Source organism: Malaciobacter marinus (assembly GCF_003544855.1).
Taxonomy (GTDB): Bacteria; Campylobacterota; Campylobacteria; order Campylobacterales; family Arcobacteraceae; genus Malaciobacter; species Malaciobacter marinus.
Genome location: NZ_CP032101.1, coordinates 1551298 through 1575020, shown reverse-complemented (window position 1 = coordinate 1575020; position 23723 = coordinate 1551298). Strand labels below are relative to the sequence as shown.

Sequence of the window (23723 nt, the reverse complement as noted above, 5' to 3'; positions counted from 1 at the left end):
TTAAAATTCCTCCGTTAATTTTTCTTTTTTGTCTGCAACTAGTTTTCCAATTGCAGTATCAAGACGATTAAGACCTTCTATTAATGTTTCTTCATCAATAATTAATGGTGGTAAAAATTTTACTACTTGATCTTCACTACCACAAGTCTCAACGATTAATTTTTCTTCAAATGCATATTTTGAAATTTCACCAGCAACTGAATTGTCACCTTTAATTTCAAATCCATAAGCTAATCCTCTACCTCTAATTTCTACTTCAAAAGTATCTTTATATTTTTCAGCAATTTTTTCTAATGTATCTTTTAATAGTTTCTCTTTATATCTAACTGCATTTGATAAATCATCATTTTGCCAATAATGCTCAATAGCAACTTTTGCTGCAACGAAAGCTAAGTTGTTTCCTCTAAATGTACCTGTATGCTCACCTGGCTTCCATTGGTCTAAATCTGGTTTTAGTAATACAATTGCCATTGGTAAACCACCACCAATTGATTTTGAAACAGTTACAATATCTGGATTAATTCCTGCAAATTCAAATGAGAAAAATTCACCAGTTCTACCATTACCAACTTGAATATCATCAATAATTAATAAAATATCATACTCTCTACAAATTGATTCTAACTCTTGTAACCACTCTTTAGAAGCTACATTAATTCCACCTTCACCTTGAATAGTTTCAATTATTACAGCTGCTGGAATATCAAGTCCACTACTACTATCTTCTAGAAATTTTCTAAAAATAGCCATAGTATTCATGTCACCAAAATAACCATCAAAAGGCATAAATGATACATTTGATCTACTAATATAACTTTCATCTCTGTAATCATCATTTCCTGTAACTGATGATGAACCTTGAGTAAGTCCATGGAAACCATTTGTAAAAGAAACAACATTACTTCTACCTTTTACTAATCTTGCAAGTTTAAGTGCAGTTTCAACTGCATTTGTTCCTGTAGGCCCTGTGAATTGAATTTTATAATCTAAGTTTCTTGGAACTAATATTGTGTCGTTAAATGTTTGTAAAAAATCTTTTTTAGCACTTGTTGCCATGTCAAGTCCATGAATAACACCATCTTTTTGAATATATTCAATTAATGCTTTACTAATTAATTCATTATTATGTCCATAATTTAATGTTCCAGCACCAGCAAAGAAATCAATATGATCTTCACCTTGTTCATTTGTTAAAATAGCTCCCTTTGATGTTTCAAATATTGTTGGGAAACTCCTAATATAACCTCTAACTTCTGACTCTAAATTTTCAAATATTCTCATTATTTTTTTCCTTTATTAAATGGGCCTATTTTAAATAGTACCTCTTTTTCATGACCTTCACTGAAATCTTCATTATCAAATAATACTGAAGTTTCAATATTTGCATCTAAGTTTTTTGCAAATTTTTCAAAAAATCTTTTTGATGACTCGTTATCTGGTGATATAGTTGTATGAATATACTCAACGTCTTTACAAAAATCTCTGTCAAGTATCTCTTGAAGTAATCTTTTAGCTACAGATTTACCTCTAGCTCTTTCATCAACTGCAACCTGCCAAATAAAAAGTACATTTTTTTCATTTGGTGCTAAATAACCAGATATAAATCCTATAGCATCATTGTCTAATGTTGCAACACTACAAGTATCTTTGAAGTATGTACTTTGTAGTAAATATAAGTATTCAGAATTTACATCTAGCGGTTTACATCTATTAATTAAATTAAAGATATTCTTTCCGTCACTTTTTACCGGTTCTCTTAATTTAATTTCCGTTTCCATTCTTTATCCTTTTACATATTGAATGTAAAATAAAAACAAGATAATTGTTAATTATTTACATCTTGGGTGTAAATTTAGCATAATAAACTTATAGAAATATTAATTCATAATGTTAAATTTAAACAATTTATTTAAAAGATAACTTCAAAATAGTAATTTTTTTTTAAGTACACCTTGCTATAATTTATTAATAAAGCATGATGTTATAATAATATACAAGGATTACAAATGGGTAACTTTATAATGCCAGAAAATATAAATAATTATAATGGTAAAGAAAGAAAAGTAGGATATGAACTAGAGTTTTCAAATATAAATATGAATGAAATATTATCTTTATTAAAAGAAACATATTCATTAAAAGAAAAAAAAATAAACAGTTTTTTTTATAAATTGGAATCAGAATATGGTGATTTTGTTTTAGAACTTGACTTTGAACTTTTAACAAAGCAAAAGATAAAAACAAATGCAATCGATTTTTTTGAAAAAGTTGGAATACAAATTGATGAAAAAAGACTTGATGAAGTTGAAAATATTCTAGGAACAATATCTAAGGATTTAGTTCCTTATGAAATAAGTACTCCACCAATACCTTTGAGTAAAATGCAATTAGTTGATGACTTAAGTACAAAACTAACAAATGCAGGTGCTCATGGAACTAAAAAAAGAGTCTATAATGCTTTTGGTTTACATATAAATGTAGAATTGATTTCTTTAAAAGCAAAATCAATTTTAAATTATTTAAGAGCATATGTTATATTACAAGATTTTTTGAACAAAGATGCAAAGGTTGATATTGCAAGAAAAATCACTCCATATATAGATAATTTTCCAAAAGAGTATATTTTAAAGATTTTAAATAGTAAATATGATCCAAATATGGATGATTTAATTGATGATTATTTATATTTTAATCCAACACGAAATAGATCTTTAGATATGTTGCCAGTTTTTGCATATATTGATGAAAAAAGAGTTAGAGAAAAACTACCAAAAGAAAAAATTAAACCAAGACCTGCATTTCACTATCGTTTATCAAACTCACTTGTTGATGAGAATGATTGGAAAATATCAGATGAATGGAATAGATGGTTATTGGTAGAAAGCCTTGCAAATAATGAAAAAAATCTAAAACTACTAAGCAATGAATATATTGAGTATTTAAATAAACCAATAAATTTAAATAGATGGGTTGAAAGAGTAGAAAAATGGCTAAAAAACCATTAATTGGTATATGCTTACCTAATAAAGGCAACTTTTTTGCAGAGTTGTTTATAAGGCTGAATCTATATTTATCTGGAGCTAAAAGCGTAAGTTTAAGAGCTAATAATCATATATCAAAAGATAAAATTGATGGTATGATATTAAGTGGAGGAAGTGATATAAACCCTGTTTTATATGGTGGAAGAAAAGATGCACATAATACAAAACTAGATAAAAAAAGAGATGCTTTTGAGCTTGATATGATTTCATATGCTGTAAAAAGAAAAATACCAATTTTTGGAATATGTCGTGGAGCCCAACTTTTGAACATATTTTTTGAGGGAGATTTATATCCAACTATATTAGATTTTGATGAATATATTATCCATCAAAACTCTATATTCCCTATAAAAGATGTATATGTAAAAAAGAAGACTAAACTTTTTGATATTTTAAAAAAGGATAAAATTAAAGCAAATAGTATCCATAATCAAGCAATAAACAAAGTAGGGGAGTCTTTGAAAGTTACTGCTGAACATGAGGGCTTAATTCAAGCAATAGAAAAAAGAAATTATCCCTTTATGCTTGCTGTGCAATGGCATCCTGAATATCTTTTTTATATAAAAGAACATAGAGAACTTTTTAATGATTTTGTTAAAGCATGTAATAAAAAGAAGGGTTGAAATTTTTTTGTTAGTTTAATAGAACTTATATTCGTACTATATGAAAGAATTTACTCTCCATTTAAAACAGAAAGAACCGTTGACCTACTAGTTTTTAATTCTTTAGTGATTTTAATAATATTAATGTCTCCATTTTCTGTGTAATATTCTTCATCATCTAACATTTTTAATATCATATCTTTTTTCTCTAGTATCTCTTTAGATGTTTGTTTTGTTTTAAAGGTAAACTCTTCTTCACTCATATAAAGAAGAGCCTCTAAATCTCTTTTTATAGTAGGAATAGTAACTTTTAGCTCTTTTGCTAACTCTTTTGGATTATCAATTCCTCTATTTAATAGTTCACGTAAAGCTATTCTTCTAGTTTTAATTTTACGTCTACGATGATATGAAATCTTCACAATTTTCTTCTTTAATGATTTGTTATTTATACAAACTTTGAAGATAATTCATTTAAAATTTTTGTTGACTCAAAAGAATCACCATTATATTTTACAAGTTTAATACCTTCACTAGTGAATGATCTTGCAGTGTTTTTACAAGCTTTTTCTACTACTATATAATCACATTCTTTTAAAACTCTTCCCATTTTATTGTGTTGTTCAATATGCTCAGCATCATCGTGTGAATGATTACAAGCATGTTCTGCTTCTGGATTAGTATGGTCTATATCATTTCTTGGGTTTTGCTTTATTTCATCTAGGTTAAATGATTTAAACATTCCTGAACCAGTCATTGTATATACAGCAAACTTTGGAGTATGCCCCGCATTTGGGAAAAAGTTTAAATTCTCATCTTTTACTGGTATTGCTATTTTCATTTTTTTTCCTTGAAATTTTCTTTTTACTATTTTATCGCTTTAATTTTATACAAGTATTAACTTTTTAATAAAGTATATTTTTTTATACTCTTTAGAAGTAAATTCAAAATTGAACTCTTTGTATACAAACTTTTGGGTAATAATCTAAGAGTTCTCATATTTAACGTATTTATTCTCTTTTTCAAAATAAATTTTGTAAAGAGTTAAGAATTTTTTTAATGCTAAATTAATCAAATCTAAAATATCAACTATTAATAAAGAACTAAAGCTATCAAGAAAAACTAAATCGCCATTTATATATCTATAAATATAAATTTTTGCATCAATATTAGAGTTGTCATATAATACTAGTGAGTATTCAGGCATTAGTTTTACATCTTTTATTAACTCTTTTATCATAGCAAAATCAAAAACTTTACCTTCATTTGTATTTGGTACTAAATATAAATTTTTTTCTACAAAGTCAAACTTTTTTCCACTAAACTCTTCTACAATATAGTAATTTTTTAAAAAAGATATATTATGTGTTTCTGTACTACCATCAATAAGTTCAATATCAATTCTTTTGGTATTGTCAATTATCTCTACAATTTCACTATCGTGTATCTCATTTTTTATATCAACTTCATTTAAATTATCTTCATCTTCTGGAATAATTTTTAGTGATAATTTTTTTGTACTTATAAACTCTTCTAATTTCTTGTAAAAATCAATATATTTTATGACACTGTTTTCATCATTTTTAACTATCTTTAATGAACCATTATTTAATAAAAAATTATAAATTTTTTTAGAATCATCAAAGCCTTCATTTAAAATCAATCTCAAGATAGTATATTGTGAGTTTAAAAAAACTTTATTTATATTGTGTTCTTCATAAGCTTTTTTAAAATATTTTAATAGAAAATTTCTATATGTAAAAACTGAAATATCAATATCTAACTCTTTTTTAATTTTAGTAACTTGCTGTTTTAAACTATTGTTTGATTTTAGATACATCGTGATTTTATCTTTATTTGTTAATAAAATCCTATCTCTATCTTTTAAAAAATCAATTTCTTCTTGATTTAAAAAATCACATAAATTATAAATTTCTTTTTCCATATAAAAGCCTTTCTTATAAATAAAACTATTTTAAAACAAATAATACTATTATTTTAACAAAATAAAACAAAAAATAAAATAAATAAAAGGTATTTCAATATAATAATATTTGTTTTTGTTTGATTTTATTTTTTGAAGATTTGATTATTCTTGATTTATTGTTACTGACCAGTTTTTGTATTTTGGATTTGTTTTTATATCATCAATTTCTTTTTGATTTAAATCTAAATATTTCATTGCCTTGCCATCCCAAATAATACAAGGATAAGTTTTCTTTTTAAATATTGATTTAATTTTTTCTAACATAATTACTCCTATTGGTAGATTTTATAAGGTGGCGACTTTTATATTACTTAGAGTTATGAAACTATTGATAAATAAAGTATTGTTTAAAGTTATGTAATGAACTTGAAAAATTAGTGTCAATAAATTTGCTATTAATCTTATTTGGAATATAAAATATATTTTTAAGTGTTGATTTATTATTGTAAGATAAGATGGTACCTGTGGAGGGACTCGAACCCTCAAGACCTAAGTCATCGGATTTTGAATCCGACGTGTTTACCAGTTTCACCACACAGGCTTGATACATTAAAAAAAGCCTATCCAAGTAAATGGATAGACTTTCAAACGATGCGATAACTATTTGTTAGCTACTGCTTCTTTTAAAGCTTTACCAACTTTAAATTTTGCAACTGTAGTAGCAGGTACTGTTACAGTTCTATCTGTTCCAGGAACTTTTGCTGTTCTTTCAGCTCTATCTGAAGTTGAGAATGTTCCAAAACCAATGAAACTTACTGTGTCTCTTTTAACTAAAGTCTCTGTAATAGTATCTAATACTGCGTCAACAGAATTTTTTGCGTCTTTTTTTGATAAACCAGCTTTTGCAGCTACTGCATCGATAAATTCAGCCTTGTTCATAGAAGAACTCCTTGTTTAAATTAAAATGTTATCAAACTTTATAGTATTTAACCTTTAAAAAAGCTAAAAGTATGCGTATATTGGGCTTTTATGGATAATATTTTAGAAAAAATTAATATTTTACTGGTAAGATGACCTAATACTTAACAATCTACAACTATTTTCCATGATAGCAATTTTCCTTACAAGTTCATTTATATCTCTATCATATATATACATACCAACACCTTTTATTATCATTACATTTGAGTGAGATTCTTTTAAATACTTTGTAATTTCAAGCGCGTTTCTATCATACCATGTATCATAATTACCTGGTTTAATTATAGGAACTTCGCCAAAAGTTGTTTTCCCAAAATAATCATCAAAAACAATTGAGTCATGATCTAAAGTATATGCTGTTGTAAAAATTGGTACTCCAAATGCAATATATTTTGCTTCATGTATATTATTGTATATAGTTGCATGTATATGTGATTCAATACTTGCAATATTCCAACGGTAATCTTGTTTGGTTGTGCTTAAATGACAAAATGAATTTTCGCTCATTTCATCAAAAATTGCATCTGATGTATTTATTATAAATGAGTTATGATCAACTTTTGCAGATATAGCCCCATGGTATATTCCAAAAAAGTTTTTCCTAAACATTGTTAGAGATAAATTACTTAATAATTTAACTATTTTTGTATTAATCATTTTAAAATGCCTTAAATCAAAATTTAGGTATTATATATAAAATTTAATAAGGACCTTTTTAATATGGATATTCCACATGTTCCCGTCTTATATCAAGAGACCTTAGAAGCGTTCGCTGATATTGAAGATGGATATATAATTGATTGTACAACAGGCTATGCTGGACACAGCTTAGGAATTATTTCTCAAAATGAAAATATAAAACTAATATGTAATGACCAAGATGATGAAGCTTTAGCTTTTTCAAAAAATAGATTAAAAGATTATGAAAATAGAGTTATTTTCAATAAAGGTAACTTTGAACATGTTTTAGACAAGTTTAAAGATTATAATATAAAAGGTATTTTAGCTGATATTGGTGTTTCTTCTTTGCAACTTGATAAACTTCAAAGAGGTTTTGGTTTTGAAAGTGATACTTTAGATATGAGAATGGATCAAACACAAGAATTAGATGCAAATATCGTTGTAAATAGCTACTCTCAAGTAGAATTAGAAAATATATTTAAAGAGTATGGTGAAGTAAGAGAGTACAAAAAAGTTGCTTCATTAATAGTAAATAACAGACCTTTTAGCTCAGCAAAAGAGCTTGCAGAGTTTTTATATAAAAATATGCATAAAGGTAAAATACACCCAGCAACACTTCCTTTTCAAGGAATAAGAATAGAAGTTAATGATGAATTGGGAGTTTTAAAAAGATTATTTGAATCAATTGAGTTAATAAAACCAAAAAATTGTATCATCGCAATAATCTCTTTTCATTCACTAGAAGATAGAATTGTAAAAAATTATTTTAAAAAATGGACAAAATCTTGTGTATGCCCACCAGAAGCTTTTAGATGTACTTGTGGAAATGATAATGCTTTAGGTAAGATTCTTACTAAAAAACCAATCACCCCAACAAAAGCTGAAATAAAGCAAAATCCAAGAAGTAGAAGTTCAAAATTAAGGGTTTTTAAATTTGATTAAGCTTAATGCTAGAAATTCATTAACGATTGCTTTTAGTTTATTAACGATTGCTTTGTTATTATATATACCAAAGATTTATCTAACAAATAATATATATTATGTAAGTAAAGACGTAAATAAACTTTATGCTCATTATATATCTTTAAAAGAAGAAAATCGATTTCTAGCACAGCAACTTGAAGATATGAAATTTAAAAATCAAATTGTTGATTCAATTATAATAAAATCACTAGAAGAGAAAAAATGATACAAAACTTGATAGAGTTTGCATTAAGAAAACCAGTATTAAATCATATGTTATTGGTCTTTTTGCTTATCATATCAATTTTTTCGTATAATAATATTCCAAAAGAAATTTTTCCTCCTTCTTCCCTTGATGCAGTTGCAATAACTGGCTCATATAGTGGAGCTAGTTCTGATTTACTTGATAAAATTGCTGTTGAAGATATTGAAGATGAACTTTTAGGTATTAGTGAAGCAAAAAAAATTACTTCTGTAATTAAAAATGGTTTTTTTACTATAAAAGTTGATTTAAAAGATGGTGAAGATCCAAATTTAGTTGTTGATGATGTAAAAGATATTATTGCGCAAGTTAAAACAAATCTTCCAACAGATATGGATGAGCCAACTGTTAAAACGATTGAACATACTTTTCCTTTAATTACAGTTTCTTTATACTCAAAAGATGGTTCAAAAAATAAAAATCAATTATTAGAAATAGCAGATGATGTAAAATCAACGATTATGCAACTAAAAGATTTATCTGAAGTTACTGTATTTAGTAAAACAGATAAAGAATTACTTATTAGTTTTGATGAGAATAAAATTGAAGCATTGGGCTTAAATAAAGTGGAAGTAATAAATGCTGTACAAAAGATAAGCTCTATTTTTCCAGTTGGAATTATAAAAGATACTTCAAGACACTATTATCTAAGTACTTTCAATGGTCAAAAAGATATAAAAGATATAAAAAATACTATTTTAAAAGTAAGCAATAAAAAATTATATTTAAAAGATATTGCAAATGTTGAGTTTCAACTTGCAGACGTAGATGATATATCTCATTTTAATGCCAAAAGAAATGTTGCAATAGGAATAAATAAAGGTTTTGAGGGTGACTCAATTGAATTAGTAAAAAAGATAAAGCAAATTACTAAAAATTATGAAGAAGTTTATTCTGATATTGAGTTTGATACTTACATTGATACTTCTATTTGGATTAAAAATAGACTTAATACTGTAGTTTCTAATATACTATTTGGTTTGATTTTGCTTTTTATTGCTTTACTTTTATTTATTAATGTAAGAATTGCAATAGTTATTGCAATTGGTATTCCAACTTCTTTTATGATTGCTTTAATTGGAGCAGATTATTTAGGTTATAGCTTAAATATGCTTTCACTTTTGGGTGCTTTAATTGCCCTTGGAATGCTTGTAGATGAAGCAATTGTTGTTGCAGAAAATATATATAGACATATGGAAATGGGTAAAGATAGATTTACTGCTGCACGAGATGGAGCTTTAGAGATGTTTCCTGCTGTTTTAACTGCAACTGCAACTACAATTTTTGCATTTTTACCTATACTTATTATGAGTGGAGAGACGGGAAAGTTTATGCAAATACTTCCTATTATGATAACAATACTATTATTGTCTTCTTTACTTGAAGCATTTTTCTTTTTACCATTGCATTCTATGCAGATTTTAAAAGTAAGCAATGAAAGTAGGAGATCACATAAAGTATGGGATTTTAATAAAAAACTCTATTCAAAAGTTTTAGATTTTTTATTAAAAGGTAAATATCTTACTTTAGTTATTATGATAAGTGTAATATTTTCAATAACATTTATTTTATTTAAAAGCTTAAAATTCCAGTTTATGCCATCATTTGATACTACACAAGTATATATAAGTGGTTCTGTAGGTGTAGGAAACAAAATAGAACAAACAGAAAAGTCTGTTTTAAAAATAGAGAAATTATTACTTAATAGTATAGATTTTGACACAGAAGTAAGTTCTATTAGTTCTGTTATTGGAATGAAACTAGATGGAAAAAATCAACCTCAAAATGAAGAGTTTTATTTTCAACTTTTTGTAAACTTAAATGAAAGAGCACCACAAAACTTTTTTGATAAATATATAAATCCATATTTATCACCAAAATATGATGATTCAAATATGATTAGACAATCAAGCGCACAAGGATTAGAAAAAAAGATTAAAAGTATCATAGATAAAAATATAGATACCTCAAAGTTTGATGAGTTAAAAATATTTACTCCAAAAGCAGGTATTGTTAAAAATGATATTGAAATAGCAATATCAGGAGAAAATAAAAAAGTTCATGAAGCAGTAGATAAGTTAAAAAAGAAGCTGTCTTTAATAAAAGGAGTCTCAAATATAGCAGATGATGCACTTTTGGGAAATTTTGAATTAAAATTTAAGGTAAATAGATATGGGCAGCAAATAGGAGTTGATGAAGAGACTATTCTTAATCAATTAAGACCTTTTTATTCAAAAGCAGCATACTCAAAAATGTTTGATAAAAAAGGTATTGTTGAAGTTGTCTTTGAAAGTAAAAATAAAGATTTATTAACTAGTTTAGATGGCTTTGAAATAGTATTAAATGATGGGAAGAGGGTACTTTTAAAAGATGTAGCAAGTTTTGTTAAAATACCTGCATACTCTCAAATATTTAAAGAAAATAATGAAAGAATTACAAGTGTAACAGCTTCTATTACTGATACTACATCTTCTGATGTATATGAAGAGTTAACACCTGTTTTAAATAGTTTAAAAGGTGTAGTAAAACTAGATATAAAAGGTGAACAAGAAGAGAATTCAAAGGTTCAAAAAGAGATGGCAGAAGCTGCTTTAATAGCGATTATTCTTATTTTTATAGCTCTTGTTTGGATGTTTGATTCTATGGTTAAACCACTAATAATTATAAGTACTATTCCACTTTCTATTTTAGGTGTATTAGTAGGGCATGTAATAATGGGAATAAACCTTACAATGCCAGGACTTATAGGTATAGTGGGACTTGCTGGAGTTATTGTAAATGATGGGATTATTATGATGGATTTTATTAAAAAAGCAAAAACATTAAAACAAATGGAAGAACAAGCTTTATTAAGATTAAGACCAATTTTACTTACTTCAATTACTACAGTTTTAGGTTTGAGTTCTCTTATTTTCTTTGCTTCAGGACAAGCTTTAATTCTTCAACCAATGGCTGTTGCATTAGGTTTTGGTATTTTATGGGCTACAATATTAAATTTATATTATGTTCCAATGGTATATAGATTAATTTATTTAAGAAAGTGTGAAAAATAGTACAAAAAGAGATTAACTCTTTTTGTAAAAATTTTCTTGAAGATAGTTTTTAAATAGCGATTGAAGTTTTTTAGTTATCTCTCCAATTTTTTGATTATTGATTGAGATATCATTGATTTTTACTATTGGTGTAACTTCAAGGGTTGTTCCTGTTAAAAAAGCTTCATCAATACTTTTTAGTTTGTCTATAGTTAAAGGAAACTCTTTAAGTTTAAAACCATTTTCATTGCATAAATCAATAACAAAATTTCTTGTTATACCACTTAAAATTCTATTTGTTGCTGCATGAGTATATATAATATTATCTTTTACAAAAAAAACATTAGAAGCAGTAGCTTCAGTTATTACTCCATCATGAACAAACAAAGCATCATCAAAACCCTCATCAATAGCATTTTGTTTTGCAAGACAGTTTGCAGTTAATGAGATACATTTTATGTCACATCTTGCCCATCTATTATCAGGTGCTGTACAAACTTTTAAACCTTCATTATAAGCTTTTTCATTTAAATCTTTTTTTGATACAAAAGCATAAATTCCTATTTCTGTTTTTTCTTTTGGAAACGCATGGTCTCTTAAAGCTACGCCTCTTGTAATTTGAATATAATAAAATAGTTCATCACTATTTTTGTAAGAGTTTTTTTCAAATAACTTCTCAAAAATTGTTTCTATTTCATCTGTTAATGTATGTGAAATTTTTAATTCATTTAGACTTCTTTGAAATCTTTGTTTATGCTCTTTTAATTTAAAAATCTTTCCATTATATACTCTAAAACCTTCATATACACCATCTGCAAGAAGATAGCCTCTGTCATTTACATTTATATTTGCTTCATTATCTTTTAAATATTTTCCATTTACAAATACAATCATTTTTTACCTTTCATCTAAAATAATAATACCCTCTATTTTATCTAAAACAGTATTCATATTTTCATAAGTCTCTAATTCTTTTCCAAACTCTAAACTACTAATTATATTTTTTCCAATTATATTTCTTCCTTCTTTGTTTAAAAAAACTCTTGTTTTGACTCCCCAAACATTATGCATTACTAAAGGTTCACCTTTTATATTTCCAATATAAAGCATTATATGTCCTTTTAGATATATTAAACTTTTAAAAGCTTTTCCATGCTTTATAATAAACTTTTTCTTATTTTCACTGGTAAAGTTTTTTATTTTATAATATTTCCCATTTTTTATTTGTTGTTTTGAGTTTCTATCAAGATATATTCCAAAACTTGAGAAAAAATCTTGAGTAAAACTTGAACAATCTCTAAAGCCCAAAATTCCACCCCAACCATACTGCTCTTTGATAAGTTCTTGTGCAATTTTCCTAAGGTTTTTGCTATTAAATTGTAGAGGTTTTAAAGAGATATAGTTTTTATTTATTTTAATAGTTTTTATAAAAGCTTTTTGGTTTTTGTCCTTTACTGCAATGAAGAATTTATTTTTTTTATATGGAAAAATAGTTCCTAATTGTATATTTTCTATAAAATGGTCTTTATAGATATTAAATTTATCTTTTATTGCAACTGCATAATTGTTTGTTTTAAACTTTTTAATAAAGTATTCATCAACAAAAGCAATATTTCTTATATCTATCCAACCAAAATATGAAGAGGTTTTTATAAAAGCCCATGCTTTGTCTTTTGATAAGTGAGATACTAAAATTGGAGTATTTATTTTGATAAAAGAGTTTTGATTATAGTCAAAAGGAAAGCCTTGTCCTGCATTGTATGGATTATAAAACATCATTTGTTTTGTTGGAAATACTCTTATATTACTATTTTTTATAGTAATTGCTTTTTGAAGCTTTGATTTAAACTCTTTAAAGTTAGAGTTTTGTATTTGATTATTAAACCACTGTTTTGATGCTTTTGAATAATTTTGTAAATATATTTGTTTGTTTTTGTATAAAAAGCCCCATGAAGCATCTTTTTTACTTATTTCAATTTTTGGATTATCCCAAACTAAAAAATAGTTTTTATAAAACCTTTTATTATAAGAGCTTTGATTTTTAAATGTAAACGATTCATTTTTTAAATACTCATTTGGATTTTGAGAGTAAGTTTTTAAATCTTGGATTTCTATATTTTTATTAGAGCAAGCTGTAAAAAATAAAATAATAAGTAGAAAAAAAATAGCTTTAAATAGTTTATTCATGCTGTTACAATCTCCTAATATAATTTAGCAGATTGTAACACAAGCTATGTTTTTAAAAGTTGAATTTTCTTTTTAGTTTAAAGAAATATATTATAGTTCTATATTGTATAAACATAAATGGCAACATTAATACAAAATATGCAATAGAGTATTTATCAACTACTTCATTAAATGTTAATCCAAAATTTATAAAAAACATACCAAATACAAAAAAAGCAACACCTGGACAAATAAGAGCAAAAGATACAGGTGAACGGTCTTCACTTTCAATATATTTTTCAAAATAACCAATTTGTTTCATTACTTTATAACCTAAAAGACCAAAAATAATTTGAAGTGATACTATTACAGCTGTTAATGTAAAAAGTGAAGATTTAGCAAGTGGCGAATTAAAGTGATGGTCTAATCCAAAGCTAATTCTAATCATAGCAATACCAAGTAGTGTAAGAATTGGAAGAATTATCCAAAGTGATGGAGATGCTTCAACTGAAATACCTTGTTCAAACATATTTTTAAATCCCATTGTTAATTTTAATATTAATAATAAAATTGAAATAGCTGCAAAAAACAGTGAACCAAAAATACCAATTGCATTTATTGTAAGGTTACTACTCATAGCCCCAGGAGCTGCATAACCTACAGATACCATTGCAAATGCAAAAATAGAAATCATTTGTGATAAGTTATTGTTTTTTGTAAAGTCAAAATCACCATTTGTAATAATTCTACTAAAATAATCAATAAATATTTTTAGAGCAAAATATCCAGCAACTGTAAAGCCAATCAAAGCAAATGGGAACATATATTCAACTATACTCCATAAATTTGGTACAAAAACAGCACCTAAAACAAAACATACATTAATAGTCATTGCATATGTTAAAGGTATAGTCATTAAAGAAACTTCGCCATTTGATGAAATTAAACTTTTATATTTATCTGTTTTTTTAAACTCTAAAAACTGTTTTGTATTCCAAATAAGAAATTTAAAGTGTAAAAAAGCAAAAGTTATGATAAATACCAAAGAAAAAGCAATAACAAAAGATAGCCATGAACCTTCCATTAATTTTGGAAAAATTTGTTCAAAAATAGGCATTGGAGTCTCTTTGTGCGGCACTAGAAACATTAAATACATAAAAAATGATACAGATAATCCACCTGCGCCAAGTGCTCCTAAAAAACACATTGGAGTAAATTTTTCCCTTAAGTTCATATAAGAACTCCTTATAATTAATTTTTAGTATATTAGTAAAACTAATATTAAAATACGATAAAATTTAATATTTGTTTTTCTTATGATTAATTTTCTTTATTTTACTTATTAAGTATTTTATTGCTAAGATTTGATTATGTTTAAAATTTCTATAGATAAAAATTTATTTGAAGATATATTATTAAAAAAAGATAAAATACTAAAAAAAGATGCATCAAAATACTGGAAAAAAGAGTTAATAGAACCAATAATTAAAGATGATAAGATATCTTATACTATTAAACAAGTTGATAAACTTATATTAACTAATGGCTTAGGTGAAGATAAACCCTCAATTGCAATAGAGTGTAAAAGAGTTGATTATAGTGCAAAATCTAATCAATTTATATTTGACTTAGGCAAAATTTATGAACAAAAAAATATTGAAATTGAAGATGATTATAAAGACACCTTAATTGAGCAACTGTTAAAAGAAAAAGCTATTTTAGAAGAGAGTATAAATAAAGATGCTTTAACAAAAACATATAATATAAAAAAAATGCAAGAAGACTTATCAAAATTTCAAGAACAAGAAAATTCATATTTATTAAATGCAGTTTTAATAAATATAGATAAATTTAAAAATATAAATGATACATTTGGATATGAGTATGCAGATAAAGTATTAGAGTATTTAGGTACAAAACTATTAAATTACGCAACTATTTTAAATGGAGAAGTTTATAGATATGATTCAAAAGAGTTTTTAATACTTTGTTTTTGTAAAAAAGAGTTTTTACTAGAAAATCTCAAATCTTTACAAGCTGAAATAAAATTTCAAAGAGTTTTTCATCCAAATAGACCTATTGATGTAACTGTAAGTATGGGAGTTTCATTTTTTGATAATTGTATAGATAAAAATAGGTTTATACAAAAAGCAAAAGAGGGTGTTTTATTGGCAAAAAATAATGGGAGAGATAGAATTGAGTTCATAAGATAATAGCAAAAGCTATTACCTTATAAAAGAATTATTTTATGATATGATTAGCTAATGCTTCAATATCAGCATCACTTAAAGAAGCCACTTGACCTTTCATTAGACCTTTCATTGGTCCACCATAAGATCCATCTTTGTAACCTTTCATTGCTGCAATAAAATTTGCTTTAGACATATCTTTAATTACTTTACTTTTACCTAAAGCTACTTTTTCACCATTTGCCCCATGGCAAGTTGCACACTTTTTATATAATGCTGCTCCATCAGAAGCAAATAATGCACATGCGAAAAGCGAAGTTGCAATCAAAATCTTTTTCATTTCTACAATCCTTTTTTGTTTAATTAAAGTATTTTATATAAACAATTCTTTTAAAGCTTTGATTTATATCAAAAATTAAACCAAATTTAAGAAAACAAGCGTATTTTATACTCATTTAAATATTATTCATAATATTTTCTTTTAATATCTCTTTATTTATCTTATTTTTATCACTTGGAACTAATGGTAATGATCTATTATAAATAATTTTATTAGGTATCATATATGATGCTAGATGATTTTTTAACTCAAATAAAATCTCATTTACTGGGATTTCATTTTTACTTGAATAAACTAATACAATCTCTTCTTCAATCTCTTGATTTTCAATAGAAAAAACTGCACATTGTTCAATTTGAGGAATATTTTTTGATACAACTGATTCTATTTCATATGGACTTACTCTAAAACCTCTTGTTTTTATCATATCATCTCGTCTTGAAACAAAGTATAAGTAACCCTCTTCATCTTTATATACATAATCACCACTTGCAACAACAATCTCATCACAAAGCTGTCCTTCAAGATTGATTACATTTTTTAAAATATCAATTGATTTAAATCTCTCTTTTGTCTCAACAGGAGCATTCCAATATCCTTTATAGATATATCCACCTCTATGAATAAGCTCTCCTATTTCTCTTGTTTTGCACTCATATCCTTCTTCATTTATAACATATAACTCAACATCTGGAATTGCTTTTCCTATTGAATCTGGTCGAATCCAAATCTGTGCTGGTTCTAAATAAGTTGATCTAAAAGCTTCTGTTAATCCATGCATTGAATAAAACTTTGCATCAGGAAAGTATTTATCTAAATCTTTTAACATCTTAGCAGTTACATTTCCTCCTGATGAAGTAATAACTCTAATATTTGAAAGTAATTCTGCACTTGGAAGTTTGTATTCATCTTCATCAAACATTTGTGTTATATTTATTGGCATTATAGGTAATACTGTAACTTTATCTTTTATGATGTGATTGAAAAAATCACCCGCTAAAATAAATCTATGTAGTGCTAGAGTAGCTCTTTTATATAAAGAACAAAAGATTTGATTTAATCCATAGTCAAGATTAAAAATAAGAGTTCCAGAGATTACATCTTCTTCTTTTAATTTTAAATATTGAGATACAACTCTTGCTGAGTCTATTAAATTTCTATGAGAAATTACTATACCTTTTGGTTTTCCAGTAAGTCCAAAAGAGTAAGTAATAACTGCGTTATCATGTCCATTTACATCACAAGTATAAGGTTTGTTATAATATTTATAAATCTCTTCAAATGAAGCTAAATTGTGCTCAGTCCTTTCATAAGAGATGATTTGTCCATTAAAGTTACTCTCTTGAATCTTTTCAATTTTTACTTTATCTGTAATAATACATTTTATATCACAATCATCTATTATATATTCAACTTGTTCAGGTTGAAGAAGTCTAGTTAATGGAACTAGAATATAATCAGTTGAAAGAATTGCAAGTATTGCTATTACTTGATCAATCGATTTTGTTGAATAAATACCAATTCTACTATCTTTAGGTAAATCAAGCTCTTTTAGATAAAATGCTACTTGATTCACTCTTTTAAACAACTCTTCGTAAGTTATTTTTTTATCATTATGTACTAATGCAATTTTATCTTTATGAGAAATATTGGCATCTTCTAGAAGTGTTCTTATACAATTTATAGACATTTTATCTCCTTATTTTTGTGTTATACCTAAAGTCCAAATTTCATAATTGCTATCTAATACAATATTTGGCTTTATTTGTGAGTTTAAGATTTTTTTATAAAAAAATCCTACAATATCTTCAACCTCTTCATCTTTTAAAACTTTTGTAATACCACCTGTTAGTACGATTGATTTTAGTAGATTTAGTTTTAGATGAACATATTGAGGATGGGCTTCTGAAACTTTATATAAAACTAAAAATATTGCTAATTTCATTAATACTTTTATAGCTTTATCACTTTGTTCTTCAAAAATATTTTCTGTAACATTCATATTGGCTAATAGTTCGTAAACAAACTCATTGTTTTTTGCTGCAAATATTAAAGACTCTTTTGATTTAAAAACACCTAATTTTTTAAACACTAATCTATCATATTCGTTATTTTTTATCATATTGTCATTTACTAAAGTAGTACTATAATGAATATCTGTTGTCGCACCTCCAATATCAACTAAAATAAAAGGATCTGCAACTTTTAACATATTATTTATAACTGGCAAAGTTTTATTTACAATATATGGAGTTGGATAGATTTGATTTGATGTAATATCATATAAGTGTTTGATATCCTCTTTTCCCATAATATCAGCTTGATAAAGGTTTGTTAAATACTCTTTTAATTCATCTTCATTTACTTGAAGTTTATTATTGATAATATTTGGTAAAACAACCAAGTTTTCAATTTTTTTAGATAATTCTTCACTGTCATTTTTATTTCCTACATAGACAATATTAGAGTAGTTTATCTGTTCTAAATAGTTAAATAACTCTTCATCAAAAAGCTTGCTAACACTATCAATACCACCTGCTATTATAACTACATCAATTAAATCACTAGGAATTGAAGTTGTTTTTATATCTTGATATAAAACTGTATCTATTATATTAATACCAGAATTAAATGCAATATTTGTAGCAAACTTCAATGAAAATGAATTACTTGTACCAATAATAAGTGTACTTAAACCACCATTTGCAGAAGAACAAATATAAATATCCTCTTTTTTATATTTTTCTAAAATTTCATTACATTTATACTTTAAATCATCAAATATATCTTTGTTGAAATCTCTAAAGTGTTGTTGTAAGTTTTCGTTATCACTAACTTTAAAATAGGTACTTCCTATATCTATTAATAACTTATTTTTCATTGCATAATCCCTATATCATGTATAATATCGTTTACTATTGATGTAGCATCTTTATTTAAATTGCATTTTGATTTTTCATATTCAAAACACTTATCACTAATAGGAAGATTACCTCTTTTTATAATTCTTATGTTTTTATCTTTATCTCTTACTGTTACTACTTCGTTGTTATTTATAATATGAGGAGAGAAGGGTACATCTATTGTTCCATTTTTGATTGAGTTAAAAACTTTTCTCCATAAAGTATCAGCACTATCATTGAAAACAGCTTCCATTATACTTTTTACTTCTTGTGTTAAAATCTCTTCTTCTTGTTCATTTATAATATTTGGTAAACCTTGTAGTATTCTAAGTGTATATTGTGTATTTGCAACAGTTTTTGCATTTGCTTCTTTTGTAGGAATACCAAAAGCTTCATCTCTTGTTTTTGTGATGATTTTATCTGCTTTTACTAAAGCTGCAATTACAGTTGATGTATTTATAAGTGACTCTGAATAATCTTTATTTGATGGAAATGCTCCCATCCATTGATGATATACAAGGTTGATTTGTGCATCTTCACAATCAATTTCTTTTGCATAATATTTAGCCATTTTTTTCAAAACAGCACTTGTTACAATATCTTGATTTACTGAACCTGTTTGAGAAAAAGAGACTGAAAATGATTTAACACCTTCTTCTAAAGATAATAACATCTCTAAAAGTTGAATAACAATAGTAATACATGGTGGAACTAAAGTTGCTGTTAAAGGACCAAAAGATTCTCTATTTATTGGTTCATTTAGTTTTGAGTAGTTCGCACATACTCTTTCTACATATTTCCAATATAAAAAAGCCTTATCTAAAGGAAAGTTCTTTGAATAAGGTAAAAGGTAAGTAATTGGACCACCTTCTATCTCAAAAATTCCTGAAGCAATAGCTGTTTCAATTAACAACCTTGCATCTGGTGTTCCATGTCTTAAACTAACTGGTTTATCAAAATGAGTAATCATTTTTCTTGTAGTTCTATATCCATGATTTACAAGGGGATAGCCATTTAGCATATCAACTTCATTTTCTTCACTTAATCTTAACATTTTTTTTGCCATTGCATAGTCATTAAGTCTTGTATTTGAATCAATTGTTAAAGGTAAAACATCAACATTTGCTTTAACAAAAAATTCATTTAATGCAAACTGTTTTTCATAAGTTGGAAAACCACCTCTTGGTTGTACTAGCATTTTATTTTTATTTTTAAAGTTGTGGGAAATAAATAGATTTTTGCTAGCATTTTTTACAAACTCTTCAATCTCTTGAAAATCAAAGCTATCTGCATACTCATTTTGAACTATTATTTCTCTCTCTTCTTGCAGTAAACTCATCTATTTGCCTTAATATATTTTTCTAATTCATCTAAGCCTGTATTTAAATCAACTTGGTGAAAAACTAAATCAAATCCATAATCTTTAAACTTTGGCACAATCTCTTGTGTTGTTCCTTCTCCAACTGCTAAGTTTCCACCTAGCATAAAAACAACATCTTTTAATTGCTTATATTTAGATTTTAGAATATTTAGTTCTCTACACCAACCCTCAGCTTCACCATTTAGTGATGAGATTAGTAATATATTAGCATCTGTTTCTATAACTGCATCTATAAACTCTTCAAGATAAGTATTAACTCCCAAATTAAATACTTCAAAACCTCTTGCTTGTAGTGATATTTCAATAAGTCTGTTTGCTACTACATGAATATCATTGCCTACTACTCCTGTTACTACTTTCATATATAAACCTATTCTTTTTTTTCATGTGTAATTATTATTATAAGAAAATATATTAGCTTATTTTTGGTAAATTTAAGATAAGTAAAATATAATGAATATAATTAGTTATTCAAGGAGTTTTTTTTATGTATTTATTTGGTTTTGGTTCTTTAATAAATATAAAAAGTGCACAAAAATCGTTTAAAAGAGTTTTAAAACAAGAAGATTTAATACCTGTAACTGCTAAAGGTGTAAAGAAAGTTTGGAACTCAATAGAGTTTATTGATTTTGAAGACAAAGCAAATGTAAATGGGGTTTTTTTAAATCTTGAAATAGATGAAAGTTCAAGTGCAAATGGGGTTGTTGTAAAAGTAAGTGATGAAGAGTTTGAACTATTAAAATTAAGAGAGAAAAACTACTCTAGTGTTATTATAAAAAAACAGAATATTATAGGCTGCAATTTAGATGATGATGTTATTGCTTTTATGACTACAAATGATAGTAAAATAGCAAAGCAAGGAGATGAAAACTGTTATATTCCCTCAAAATATTTGGATTTGTTAACACAAAGTTTTAAGTTTTATGATGATGCTTTTGTAGAAAAGTATAAAGAAGAAACATTAAAAGATTTCCCTTTTGAACTAAAAGAGGGCAGTTATAAATTTTCTGATCCATTGCAAAATAAATTGGCAAAAGAAGGTGTGAATGAATCAAAATAATTGTGATATTATTGCTTCACAACTTTGTAAAACAAATAGAAAAACAAAAAATGATGATATTGTTTTAAAACAAGATAATATAATAGATATTACTTATATTCATAGTGATACTTTAGAGTCATTTGAATCAAGTATTTACTCTATATGTGGAAATTCTTCAAATTTTTATAGTTTAAGAAAAAAAGTATCTTCATATATTTTTTCTATAATCTCCGTATTTGTTATTATGTTTGCACTTATTTCTGCATCTATATATGAAGATATTTTTAAAAAGATAATTTTTGAATTTCCTTTTCAATGGCAGCTTAATGATACAGTTGCAATACTTTTTGTAAGCTTCTTTTTCATTGGCTTAGTTATGATGCCATCAATTTTAGATGGTGAAAGTTCTCAATTTAGAAATCTTCTTCAATCATGGTTTAATAAAGAAACAAGAAGACTTAAAAAACTAAATGTTGCTCTTGATTTTCTTGATAAAAAAACACAAATTAATCTTTATAATTTTGATTTAGTTGATGAAGAACATTGGCTTTGGAAAGTTATTGTAGTAGCTATTTTAAAAAGATTTAATAATGTAAACTTTTATATAAGAAATGATCAAAGTAAAAATATGTATAAAAGATTGAAAAGTTTTGGTATTTTAAATATTCAAATAAAAAAAGATTTTGAAGGTTTTAAAAAATGCAATGTTGATACGCTTTTATCAGTTAAAGAACAAAAACTTTATTCTTTATTGCAACTAAGTTCTTCTTTAATTATTGAAAAAAACGACAATAATTTTATTTCATTGGAAATGTTTGAGTATTGTGGAAGAAACTTTTTAGAAGATACAAAAGAGAAATCAACACAAATAATTTCTGGTTTTCAAAACTTTATAAATAGGGCTTTTGATGATTTTTTCTTTTTAAAACAAGAAAAATCAATGCAAATTTATTTTACACAAAATGCAAAAATAAAAAAATTAGAAGATGAACAAAGAAGATTGTCTTATCATTTGAGAAATCATATAGAAGAGTGTGTTGAGATTTTTGATAATCCAATATCCCTTTTGATTTTATACTATTATGTAAAAGATATAGTTTTAGATGAAAAACGATATTTAATCATTTTAGAAAAATTTATAGATGCTGTATTTAAAAAGCAACACTATGAGTTAATAGATGAATATTGGTTTAAAATAGCCAATAAAATGTTTGATTCGTCAAAATTAGATAACTTTGAACTTACAAATGACTCTTTATATAGAAAACTTTCAATTGAATCTTTAGATAAGTTAATTTTTCTTTTTGAAAGAAATGGACATTTTAATCAAGCATTACTTTTGGCAAATTATTTATATGAAATAAATCCAAATAGATACTCTGTAAGTATTTGTTCTTTATATGAAAGAATGGGGCAGTTTGATAAAGCATATGATAGTTTACCTAAAACGCTAGAGATAAAAAATGCAAGCAAACCTTTAGATACACAAGTTAGATTTTTTCAAAGAAAAGCTTGGATTATTGTAAGTCAAAGAAAAGAGCAGAAAAAACAAGAAGGTTTAGATTTGATATTTAAACTAAAAGAGTTATTATTTGCACACAATGAAGATAATGAACCTTTATGGCTATGGCATTTTTATAATATAAAAGCAAATTATGCAGAGTGGGATTGTGATTATGAAAAAGCAGTGAGTTATTATAAAAAATGTTTATCAATACCAGCACTTGGTGCTTTTGAATATGGTGCGACTTTTTTAAATATGTCAATTGCTTATAGATTTATCTATCTTAATAAACAAAACAAAGATGAAGATTTAATCACAAAATGTATTAATCTTGGTTCAATTGGAGTAGCTTTAAAAGATTCAGTTGGAGATAGAGATGAAATGCCAGTTGTTCTACACAATCAAGCATTAAATATATTAAATAAAATGCAATTATCAAAAGAAGAATTAAATACAATTATAACTATGACAGATACAGGAATTGAAACATTAAATAGAACAAACTCTATTAAAAGATTAGGAATGTTATTAGTTGAAAATTATTTAGCAAAAAGTATGTTGTTGCTTCCTTGTGAAGAAATAGAACAATTACTAAAACAACACTGGCAAAACATGGATAATAATGAACATGAACAGATATTAAATATCTACAAACTATTTAAAAATAATCATAATATTACAAGTTTAAATTTTTTAGATAATTTAAGTTAAT

General features: G+C 25.8%; 24 protein-coding genes and 1 tRNA gene. 8 read left to right on the top strand and 17 right to left on the bottom strand.

All coding sequences use genetic code 11. The features are described 5' to 3' along the window. Both ectB and ectA read right to left on the bottom strand, forming a co-directional pair. Positions 1–1281, bottom strand: a complete 1281-nt coding sequence (ectB, locus tag AMRN_RS07815; protein WP_099310913.1) for a diaminobutyrate--2-oxoglutarate transaminase — start codon at positions 1279–1281, stop codon at positions 1–3. After that, positions 1281–1778 carry a diaminobutyrate acetyltransferase gene (ectA, locus tag AMRN_RS07810; RefSeq protein WP_099310912.1) on the bottom strand — a complete coding sequence of 166 codons (498 nt, stop codon included), beginning with the start codon at positions 1776–1778 and terminating at the stop codon, positions 1281–1283. Before ectA ends, ectB begins: the two co-directional genes overlap by 1 nt. Positions 1779–2006: 228 nt before the next feature. Here ectA and AMRN_RS07805 point away from each other — a divergent pair, with 228 nt between their 5' ends. Together AMRN_RS07805 and AMRN_RS07800 are read left to right on the top strand one after the other, a co-directional pair. Beyond that, positions 2007–3005, top strand: a complete 999-nt coding sequence (locus AMRN_RS07805; protein WP_099310911.1) for an amidoligase family protein — start codon at positions 2007–2009, stop codon at positions 3003–3005. Then, positions 2987–3664, top strand: coding sequence for a gamma-glutamyl-gamma-aminobutyrate hydrolase family protein (locus AMRN_RS07800; RefSeq protein ID WP_099310910.1), 678 nt, complete (start codon positions 2987–2989; stop codon positions 3662–3664). Before AMRN_RS07805 ends, AMRN_RS07800 begins: the two co-directional genes overlap by 19 nt. Positions 3665–3714: 50 nt before the next feature. Here the strand turns inward: AMRN_RS07800 and AMRN_RS07795 are convergent, their stop codons facing one another. The 7 genes from AMRN_RS07795 to AMRN_RS07770 all read right to left on the bottom strand — a co-directional run bounded on the left by AMRN_RS07795 (position 3715) and on the right by AMRN_RS07770 (position 7205). Next, the gene (locus AMRN_RS07795; protein WP_099310909.1) at positions 3715–4062 is read right to left on the bottom strand and encodes a hypothetical protein; all 348 of its coding nucleotides are present in this window, start codon (positions 4060–4062) and stop codon (positions 3715–3717) included. A gap of 26 nt (positions 4063–4088) precedes the next feature. After that, a complete protein-coding gene (locus AMRN_RS07790; RefSeq protein WP_099310908.1) occupies positions 4089–4481 on the bottom strand; it encodes a NifB/NifX family molybdenum-iron cluster-binding protein in 393 nt (130 codons plus the stop codon). A gap of 144 nt (positions 4482–4625) precedes the next feature. Further along, positions 4626–5585: a hypothetical protein gene (locus tag AMRN_RS07785; protein ID WP_099310907.1), complete on the bottom strand. Its 960-nt coding sequence runs from the start codon at positions 5583–5585 to the stop codon at positions 4626–4628. 144 nt (positions 5586–5729) lie between these two features. Next, positions 5730–5891 (bottom strand): hypothetical protein, encoded by a 162-nt coding sequence (locus tag AMRN_RS14235; protein ID WP_165772838.1) that lies wholly within the window; start codon positions 5889–5891, stop codon positions 5730–5732. A gap of 192 nt (positions 5892–6083) precedes the next feature. Then, positions 6084–6168 (bottom strand) — tRNA-Leu (locus AMRN_RS07780). Positions 6169–6227: 59 nt separating this feature from the next. Then, entirely contained in the window at positions 6228–6506 is a 279-nt protein-coding gene (locus AMRN_RS07775; RefSeq protein WP_079578515.1) for an HU family DNA-binding protein, read from the bottom strand. 120 nt (positions 6507–6626) lie between these two features. Next, positions 6627–7205 carry a class II aldolase and adducin N-terminal domain-containing protein gene (locus tag AMRN_RS07770; RefSeq protein WP_099310906.1) on the bottom strand — a complete coding sequence of 193 codons (579 nt, stop codon included), beginning with the start codon at positions 7203–7205 and terminating at the stop codon, positions 6627–6629. 63 nt (positions 7206–7268) lie between these two features. Here AMRN_RS07770 and rsmH point away from each other — a divergent pair, with 63 nt between their 5' ends. From rsmH to AMRN_RS07755, 3 genes are read left to right on the top strand one after another with little or no spacing between them, the layout of a single operon-like run. Then, a complete protein-coding gene (rsmH, locus tag AMRN_RS07765) occupies positions 7269–8171 on the top strand; it encodes a 16S rRNA (cytosine(1402)-N(4))-methyltransferase RsmH (RefSeq protein WP_099310905.1) in 903 nt (300 codons plus the stop codon). After that, the gene (locus AMRN_RS07760; protein ID WP_099310904.1) at positions 8164–8418 is read left to right on the top strand and encodes a hypothetical protein; all 255 of its coding nucleotides are present in this window, start codon (positions 8164–8166) and stop codon (positions 8416–8418) included. Before rsmH ends, AMRN_RS07760 begins: the two co-directional genes overlap by 8 nt. Further along, a complete protein-coding gene (locus AMRN_RS07755; RefSeq protein WP_099310903.1) occupies positions 8415–11507 on the top strand; it encodes an efflux RND transporter permease subunit in 3093 nt (1030 codons plus the stop codon). The genes AMRN_RS07760 and AMRN_RS07755 overlap by 4 nt, the downstream gene beginning before the upstream one ends. 12 nt (positions 11508–11519) lie before the next feature. Here the strand turns inward: AMRN_RS07755 and AMRN_RS07750 are convergent, their stop codons facing one another. From AMRN_RS07750 to AMRN_RS07740, 3 genes are read right to left on the bottom strand one after another with little or no spacing between them, the layout of a single operon-like run. Beyond that, the gene (locus AMRN_RS07750) at positions 11520–12380 is read right to left on the bottom strand and encodes an aminotransferase class IV (protein ID WP_099310902.1); all 861 of its coding nucleotides are present in this window, start codon (positions 12378–12380) and stop codon (positions 11520–11522) included. A gap of 3 nt (positions 12381–12383) precedes the next feature. After that, positions 12384–13673, bottom strand: coding sequence for an SH3 domain-containing C40 family peptidase (locus AMRN_RS07745; protein ID WP_099310901.1), 1290 nt, complete (start codon positions 13671–13673; stop codon positions 12384–12386). A 52-nt stretch (positions 13674–13725) separates the two neighbouring features. Further along, on the bottom strand, positions 13726–14886 hold the full coding sequence (locus AMRN_RS07740) for a TsoY family (seleno)protein (protein WP_099310900.1): 1161 nt from the start codon (positions 14884–14886) through the stop codon (positions 13726–13728). Between the two features lie 136 nt (positions 14887–15022). Here AMRN_RS07740 and AMRN_RS07735 point away from each other — a divergent pair, with 136 nt between their 5' ends. Continuing rightward, positions 15023–15865, top strand: a complete 843-nt coding sequence (locus AMRN_RS07735) for a GGDEF domain-containing protein (protein ID WP_099310899.1) — start codon at positions 15023–15025, stop codon at positions 15863–15865. Positions 15866–15893: 28 nt separating this feature from the next. Here the strand turns inward: AMRN_RS07735 and AMRN_RS07730 are convergent, their stop codons facing one another. The 5 genes from AMRN_RS07730 to glmS all read right to left on the bottom strand — a co-directional run bounded on the left by AMRN_RS07730 (position 15894) and on the right by glmS (position 20827). Then, positions 15894–16181 (bottom strand): c-type cytochrome, encoded by a 288-nt coding sequence (locus AMRN_RS07730; protein WP_099310898.1) that lies wholly within the window; start codon positions 16179–16181, stop codon positions 15894–15896. 115 nt (positions 16182–16296) lie between these two features. Beyond that, positions 16297–17871, bottom strand: coding sequence for an AMP-binding protein (locus tag AMRN_RS07725; protein ID WP_099310897.1), 1575 nt, complete (start codon positions 17869–17871; stop codon positions 16297–16299). A gap of 9 nt (positions 17872–17880) precedes the next feature. Next, on the bottom strand, positions 17881–19062 hold the full coding sequence (locus tag AMRN_RS07720) for a glutamate mutase L (RefSeq protein WP_099310896.1): 1182 nt from the start codon (positions 19060–19062) through the stop codon (positions 17881–17883). Continuing rightward, entirely contained in the window at positions 19059–20423 is a 1365-nt protein-coding gene (locus AMRN_RS07715; protein WP_099310895.1) for a methylaspartate mutase, read from the bottom strand. Before AMRN_RS07715 ends, AMRN_RS07720 begins: the two co-directional genes overlap by 4 nt. After that, on the bottom strand, positions 20420–20827 hold the full coding sequence (gene glmS, locus AMRN_RS07710) for a methylaspartate mutase subunit S (RefSeq protein WP_099310894.1): 408 nt from the start codon (positions 20825–20827) through the stop codon (positions 20420–20422). Before glmS ends, AMRN_RS07715 begins: the two co-directional genes overlap by 4 nt. Positions 20828–20952: 125 nt before the next feature. On the opposite strand from glmS, the gene AMRN_RS07705 reads away from it, so the two are divergent. Then, entirely contained in the window at positions 20953–21525 is a 573-nt protein-coding gene (locus AMRN_RS07705) for a gamma-glutamylcyclotransferase (RefSeq protein ID WP_099310893.1), read from the top strand. Then, entirely contained in the window at positions 21512–23722 is a 2211-nt protein-coding gene (locus tag AMRN_RS07700; RefSeq protein ID WP_099310892.1) for a tetratricopeptide repeat protein, read from the top strand. The genes AMRN_RS07705 and AMRN_RS07700 overlap by 14 nt, the downstream gene beginning before the upstream one ends. Position 23723 lies beyond the last annotated feature (1 nt).

What these genes read in the sequence shown, in the direction of transcription:
- ectB (WP_099310913.1), bottom strand. Translation starts at nt 1,281, where the DNA reads ATGAGAATATTTGAAAATTTAGAGTCAGAAGTTAGAGGTTATATTAGG.
- ectA (WP_099310912.1), bottom strand. Translation starts at nt 1,778, where the DNA reads ATGGAAACGGAAATTAAATTAAGAGAACCGGTAAAAAGTGACGGAAAG.
- AMRN_RS07805 (WP_099310911.1), top strand. Translation starts at nt 2,007, where the DNA reads ATGGGTAACTTTATAATGCCAGAAAATATAAATAATTATAATGGTAAA.
- AMRN_RS07800 (WP_099310910.1), top strand. Translation starts at nt 2,987, where the DNA reads ATGGCTAAAAAACCATTAATTGGTATATGCTTACCTAATAAAGGCAAC.
- AMRN_RS07790 (WP_099310908.1), bottom strand. Translation starts at nt 4,481, where the DNA reads ATGAAAATAGCAATACCAGTAAAAGATGAGAATTTAAACTTTTTCCCA.
- AMRN_RS07785 (WP_099310907.1), bottom strand. Translation starts at nt 5,585, where the DNA reads ATGGAAAAAGAAATTTATAATTTATGTGATTTTTTAAATCAAGAAGAA.
- AMRN_RS14235 (WP_165772838.1), bottom strand. Translation starts at nt 5,891, where the DNA reads ATGTTAGAAAAAATTAAATCAATATTTAAAAAGAAAACTTATCCTTGT.
- AMRN_RS07775 (WP_079578515.1), bottom strand. Translation starts at nt 6,506, where the DNA reads ATGAACAAGGCTGAATTTATCGATGCAGTAGCTGCAAAAGCTGGTTTA.
- AMRN_RS07770 (WP_099310906.1), bottom strand. Translation starts at nt 7,205, where the DNA reads ATGATTAATACAAAAATAGTTAAATTATTAAGTAATTTATCTCTAACA.
- rsmH (WP_099310905.1), top strand. Translation starts at nt 7,269, where the DNA reads ATGGATATTCCACATGTTCCCGTCTTATATCAAGAGACCTTAGAAGCG.
- AMRN_RS07755 (WP_099310903.1), top strand. Translation starts at nt 8,415, where the DNA reads ATGATACAAAACTTGATAGAGTTTGCATTAAGAAAACCAGTATTAAAT.
- AMRN_RS07750 (WP_099310902.1), bottom strand. Translation starts at nt 12,380, where the DNA reads ATGATTGTATTTGTAAATGGAAAATATTTAAAAGATAATGAAGCAAAT.
- AMRN_RS07745 (WP_099310901.1), bottom strand. Translation starts at nt 13,673, where the DNA reads ATGAATAAACTATTTAAAGCTATTTTTTTTCTACTTATTATTTTATTT.
- AMRN_RS07740 (WP_099310900.1), bottom strand. Translation starts at nt 14,886, where the DNA reads ATGAACTTAAGGGAAAAATTTACTCCAATGTGTTTTTTAGGAGCACTT.
- AMRN_RS07735 (WP_099310899.1), top strand. Translation starts at nt 15,023, where the DNA reads ATGTTTAAAATTTCTATAGATAAAAATTTATTTGAAGATATATTATTA.
- AMRN_RS07730 (WP_099310898.1), bottom strand. Translation starts at nt 16,181, where the DNA reads ATGAAAAAGATTTTGATTGCAACTTCGCTTTTCGCATGTGCATTATTT.
- AMRN_RS07725 (WP_099310897.1), bottom strand. Translation starts at nt 17,871, where the DNA reads ATGTCTATAAATTGTATAAGAACACTTCTAGAAGATGCCAATATTTCT.
- AMRN_RS07720 (WP_099310896.1), bottom strand. Translation starts at nt 19,062, where the DNA reads ATGAAAAATAAGTTATTAATAGATATAGGAAGTACCTATTTTAAAGTT.
- AMRN_RS07715 (WP_099310895.1), bottom strand. Translation starts at nt 20,423, where the DNA reads ATGAGTTTACTGCAAGAAGAGAGAGAAATAATAGTTCAAAATGAGTAT.
- glmS (WP_099310894.1), bottom strand. Translation starts at nt 20,827, where the DNA reads ATGAAAGTAGTAACAGGAGTAGTAGGCAATGATATTCATGTAGTAGCA.
- AMRN_RS07705 (WP_099310893.1), top strand. Translation starts at nt 20,953, where the DNA reads ATGTATTTATTTGGTTTTGGTTCTTTAATAAATATAAAAAGTGCACAA.
- AMRN_RS07700 (WP_099310892.1), top strand. Translation starts at nt 21,512, where the DNA reads ATGAATCAAAATAATTGTGATATTATTGCTTCACAACTTTGTAAAACA.